The sequence below is a fragment of the Corallococcus silvisoli genome (assembly GCF_009909145.1).
Classification (GTDB): Bacteria; Myxococcota; Myxococcia; order Myxococcales; family Myxococcaceae; genus Corallococcus; species Corallococcus silvisoli.
The window spans coordinates 1-3,152 of the sequence record NZ_JAAAPJ010000039.1; the positions used below are offsets into that span (position 1 = coordinate 1).

The 3,152-nt window shown below is 69.7% G+C and carries 1 protein-coding gene; it reads right to left on the minus strand.

The window, feature by feature from the left end; translation table 11 throughout:
- The coding region (locus GTY96_RS36935) for an amino acid adenylation domain-containing protein (RefSeq protein ID WP_235686141.1) at positions 1–2,984 on the minus strand (2,984 nt) is incomplete at its 3' end.
- Positions 2,985–3,152: the final 168 nt, after the last annotated feature.

A 3,152-nucleotide genomic window follows, 5' to 3' on the forward strand; every position in this document is an offset into this window, starting at 1 on the left:
GCGATGGCCTCGAGCAGCACGCCGAGGTGGCCGGCCATGCGCTGCACGGTCGAGGCCTCGAAGAGATCCGTGGCGTACTCCAGGACGCCCCTGAACCCCTGGGGTGAATCCTGAAGGGTCAGCGTGAGATCGAACTTCGCCGAGTGCGAATCGAGCGGAAGTTGCTCGAAGGACAGCCCCGGCATCTGGAGTGCTTCGATGGGCGCGTTCTGCAGCACGAACATGGCCTGGAAGAGCGCACTGCGGCTCAGGTCGCGCACGGGCTGGAGGGCCTCCACCAGCTTCTCGAACGGCAGATGCTGATGCTCATAGGCCGAGAGCGTCGTGCCTCGGACCTGGGCGAGCAGTTGCTTGAACGTCGCTCGAGGCTCCACGCGAGCACGCAGCACCAGCGTGTTGATGAAGAAGCCGATGAGGCCTTCGGTCTCCTCCTGCGTGCGTCCCGCGATGGGGGAGCCCACGCGGATGTCGTCCTGCCCGGAGTAGCGCGACAGGAGGAGCTGGAACGCGCCGAGCAATGCCATGAACGGCGTAGCCCCCTCGCGCTGAGCCAGCGTCTTGATGGCTTCGGACACGGGCAACGGCACGTGCACGGACACCGTCGAACCCCGGTGTGACTGCACGGGCGGACGCGGTCGGTCCGTCGGCAGCTCCAACGCGACGGGCGCCCCCCCGAGCTGAGCCTTCCAGTAGCCGAGCTGTGCCTCCAGTGTCTCCCCCTGGAGCCAGCCCTGCTGCCAGACCGCGAAGCCCGCGTACTGCACGGGCAGCGGCGCGAGGGCCGGCGTCCTGTCCGTGATGAAGGCTTCGTAGAAGGCCACCATCTCGCGAACGAGGATGCCCATGGACCAGCCGTCGGAGACGATGTGGTGCATCGTCACGAGCAGCACATGCTCTGCTTCGCTCAAGCGCACCAGCGAGGTTCGCAGGAGCGGTCCCACTCCCAGGTCGAAGGGACGCTGCGCCTCCTCAGCGGCGAGCCTGCGTGCCTCCTCTTCCCTCTGGGCTTCGGGGAGGGCGGAGAGATCCACGAGCGGCAACGTCCACGTCGCGGGCGAGTGGATGCGCTGCGCGGGTTGCCCCTGCTGCTGGAAGAGCGTGGTGCGTAGCGTCTCATGCCGGGCGACCAATGCCTCGAAGGCGCGCCGCAGGGCCGCACCGTCGAGTGCACCCTTCAGGCGCAAGGCCGTGGGGATGTTGTACGCGGCGCTGCCCGGCCGGAGTTGATCCAACAGCCACAGGCGCTGCTGCGCGAAGGACAACGGCGCGGTGGTGGCATGCAGGGGGGGAATGCGAATCGGTGTCGAAGAGGGGGCGGCTGGAATCGAGTCGATTCGCTCGGCGAGCGCGGCGACTGTCGGGGCCTCGAACAGCGCACGCACGGGGAACTCGTGCCGGAGCGTGGCCCGCACGCGAGAGACGAGCTGGGTGGCGAGAAGGGAGTGGCCGCCGAGCGCGAAGAAGTCGTCGTGGATGCCGACGCGCTCCACGCGGAGCACCTGGGCGAAGACCTCCGCGAGCTTCTGCTCGGTGGGGTTGCGAGGCGCGATGAAGTCCGCGCGGGGCGAGGCGTCGGGAGTGGGGAGGGCCTTCCGGTCCACCTTGCCGTTGGCGTTGAGCGGAAGGGACTCCATCCCCACGTAGGCCGCGGGCACCATGTACTCGGGCAGTCGCTCCTTGAGGAACGCGCGCAGCACGGAGGTGTCCAAGACGTGACCGGAGGTGGGCACGACGTAGGCGACGAGCCGCTTGTCACCAGGCGAGTCCTCCCGAGCGAGGACGACCGCCTCGTGCACCTGGGGATGGTTGAGGAGGGAGGCTTCGATTTCACCGAGCTCGATGCGGAAGCCGCGGATCTTCACCTGGAAGTCGAGGCGCTGGAGGTAGTCGAGCTGGCCGTCGGCGCGCCAGCGGACGACGTCGCCGGTGCGGTAGAGGCGGGCGCCGGGCGTGGAGGAGAAGGGGTGTGGGAGGAAGCGCTCCGCGGTGAGGGCGGGCTGCCCCAGGTAGCCCCAAGCGAGGCCTTCGCTGGCGAGGAAGAGCTCTCCAGGGACACCGACAGGCACGGGGCGCAGCCGTGCGTCGAGCACGTAGGTGCGGGTGTTGGAGATGGGGCGGCCAATGGGCGGACGTGCGCCGTCGTCGCGAGAAGCGGAGACGGGGGTGAAGGTCGCGACGACGGTGCTCTCGGTGGGGCCGTAGTGGTTGAAGAGTGAGGCGGGCACGGAGGGCGGCGGGCCGTGGTGGAGGGCGTCGCCGCCCGTCAGCAGGGCGCGCAGGGCGATGGGCCTGGGCCACTCCTCGCGAAGGACCGCCTCGGCGAGTGGCGTGGGCATGAAGCAGGTGGTGATGGATTCGGTGGCGAGCCAGCTCAGGAGGAGCGCGGGCTCGGCGCGGACGGCATCCGGAGGGACGACGAGGGAGGCGCCAGAGGCGAGGGAGGGCCACACCTCCCAGGTGGATGCGTCGAAGGCGACGCCCGCGGTGAGCGCGGTGGAGTCGTCAGGGGACAGCGCGTAGGTGCGCTGGTGCCAGGAGACGAGGTTCATCAACCCGCGGTGGTGCACGGCGACGCCCTTGGGTCGGCCGGTGCTGCCGGAGGTGTAGATGACGTAGGCCAGGTCGTCCGGACCCACGGGTGTTACGGGGAGGGGCGACGCGTCCGAGGGGAAGTCCGTCTCCAGGGGGAGGACGTGGGCGGAGACGGAGGCGAGCGAGGGAAGCCGGTGGCGGGGAGCGAGGAGGACAGAGGAGGCGCTGTCCTCGAGCATGAAGGCGAGGCGATCTGGGGGAACGCCGGGAGAGACGGGGACGTAGGCGGCACCGGCCTTGAGCACGGCGAGAAGGCCCGCGACCAACTCGGGGGAGCGCTCCGCGAGGACTGCGACGCGGCTACCCCGTGAGACACCCGCCGAGAGCAGGTGGAGGGCGAGCTGGTGGGCCCAGGCATCGAGGGCCGCGTAGGAGACGGTGCGCCCGGCCATGCGGACAGCGACGGCGTGAGGAGTGAGGCGGGCCTGGGCGGCGACGACGTGGTGGATGCACGTGTCGCGAGGAAAGTCCGCGTCTGTCTGATTCCAGTCGAGGAGGAGCTGCTGGCGCTCGGAGGAGGAGAGCAGCTCGAGGGAGGAGAGGGGAGCGTCGGGCTGGGC